The organism is Corynebacterium sp. MSK073 (genome assembly GCF_030232085.1).
Lineage (GTDB): Bacteria > Actinomycetota > Actinomycetes > Mycobacteriales > Mycobacteriaceae > Corynebacterium.
Genome location: NZ_JASPIY010000032.1, coordinates 1 through 1,918, shown reverse-complemented (window position 1 = coordinate 1,918; position 1,918 = coordinate 1). Strand labels below are relative to the sequence as shown.

Sequence of the window (1,918 nt, the reverse complement as noted above, 5' to 3'; positions counted from 1 at the left end):
TCTTTTAGGTTTGTCGGTGGTTCATAGCTACAGGGAAACGCCCGGTCCCATTCCGAACCCGGAAGCTAAGCCTGTACACGCTGATGGTACTGCAACCGGGAGGTTGTGGGAGAGTAAGTCACCGCCGACACCAAACAACAAAACAACAAAATAGTGTTTATACGATAGTCCCCGAAAGACCATCACCCCGAATAATTGTGGGTGGTTGGTCCTTTTGGGGATTAATTGTGGTTTTACCCCCGCTAGTGTAGCCGACTTGTACTCTGTCGAGCAGGGGTTATGCGTGGTGGGGTGTGTGGGTTTTACCCCTGGTGTCTTTTCGGGTGGGTAGTCTGATGCCTTGGTAGACGAAAACATATTCGACACATTGAAGGGTGTAGTACACCCCCGGGGGGGGATTCGACCACAATGAGTACACCACCACCCACCACAGACCACGCGCACGTAGGCGGGCCGGTGCATGACACCACGGCGGGAGATACCCGTCTACCCAGCGCTACTTGCGCGGCAGGCGAATCCGAGCGCGCCGATGGTATAGCTGATGCACGCATGATCACTGCCGCTGACGGCGACGAGGCACCTGATACCGACACTGATGCTGAGGCAGGAGAACCGGTAGTCTTTTATGCCACCAATACCCCAAACAATCCTATTGCTGCTGCTGGAGCACAAGCCCGGAAGAACTCCTGGTTTTTCTACCAGTCACTCCTTCCAGACCTGGGCGACGACGTCGATCTGACACTGACCAGCCTGGCTAAAGACCTAGGGCTTTCCTATAGCATCTTGTCTGGCATTATTAGGGCGCATTTCCGCATGCAGGAACTCCCCCTGGTAGCAGCGACTAACGTGGAGCAGTGGATCCTGGATACACCACGCTTGCGGGTTATCGATAGGGAAGTAGAACGTATAGGCGACAACCACGAACATGTGGGACTGGTCGATGCCGCCCTGGCAGACTATCTGACACCGACAGCACCGAGCCAACATGTACCTACTGCTGCAGAAATCCGCCGGTTTATCCGCGACTTCATCGACACCCACCACCTGGCCATCGACGACACTGACGAGGTCGAACCCACCCTCAACGTATCTGTACACAATAACCGGGCCACTATCAGTGTGACGTGTGATAAAGCCACTGCCGCCATCATCGCCCGCCATATTGATGCCCATGCCGCCAACAACAAGTGCGGTGCCGGTGAAGCCTTAATCCAACTCATCCTGGATAACACGCACACCAAAGTCGCGATCAATACCTGGGCCTGGCCCCCAGAAAGTGGACACGTCGGGGGTTAGTTATGCTGCTTGGGTCAGTGTAGCTGAATTAAGCGCTTCGAAGTCATCGGGGGCTAGAAGGCTGCACCAGGAGTGCCGCCTGCGCGTGTTGTAGCGCATGCACCACCGGAAGATTTCCTGGCGGCAGCTGATTGGACTTTCAAAGAGTTTCCTATCACGCAGTACTTCACGCTTTAAGGTGGCGTTAAAGGATTCTGCTAAGGCGTTATCAGCACTCGTTCCCACTGCTCCCATGGATTGACGCACATCAAGCTGGGCGCAGTGGTCCCCAAACGCCTGTGAGGTGTACACACTGCCATGATCAGAATGGAAAGTTGCCCCTTTAAGGCTTCCGCGGACCTTTCTGGCATGAGACAAAGCCTCGATAACCAGCGATACCCGCATGTGATCCGCGAGTGCATGACCGACAAGTTTGCGAGAGTAGACGTCGATGACCGTGGCAAGGTACATGTTCTTGCCACCCTTACACGGCAGGTACGTAATGTCGCCAACATAGACGTGGTTTGGTCTATCAGCTGTGAATTTACGGCCTACTAAGTCCGGCATGAGGTTACCCTCGTTTAGTGGACACCCGATTAGTGCGGATTTTGTGTCCGTAGGAGAGGATGTTCATTGTGAGTCA

Annotated in this window: 1 protein-coding gene, 1 rRNA gene and 1 pseudogene; 2 read left to right on the top strand and 1 reads right to left on the bottom strand. The window is 54.4% G+C overall.

The features are described 5' to 3' along the window. The first annotated feature begins 12 nt into the window (after nt 1–12). A 5S ribosomal RNA gene (rrf, locus tag QP970_RS11515) occupies nt 13–130 on the top strand. A 278-nt stretch (nt 131–408) separates the two neighbouring features. Beyond that, nucleotides 409–1,296: a hypothetical protein gene (locus QP970_RS11510; protein ID WP_284869959.1), complete on the top strand. Its 888-nt coding sequence runs from the start codon at nt 409–411 to the stop codon at nt 1,294–1,296. Here the strand turns inward: QP970_RS11510 and QP970_RS11505 are convergent. Next, nucleotides 1,297–1,863: pseudogene (locus tag QP970_RS11505) on the bottom strand (IS3 family transposase); the annotation flags it as partial. Between the last annotated feature and the right edge of the window lie 55 nt (nt 1,864–1,918).

What these genes read in the sequence shown, in the direction of transcription:
- QP970_RS11510 (WP_284869959.1), top strand. Translation starts at nt 409, where the DNA reads ATGAGTACACCACCACCCACCACAGACCACGCGCACGTAGGCGGGCCG.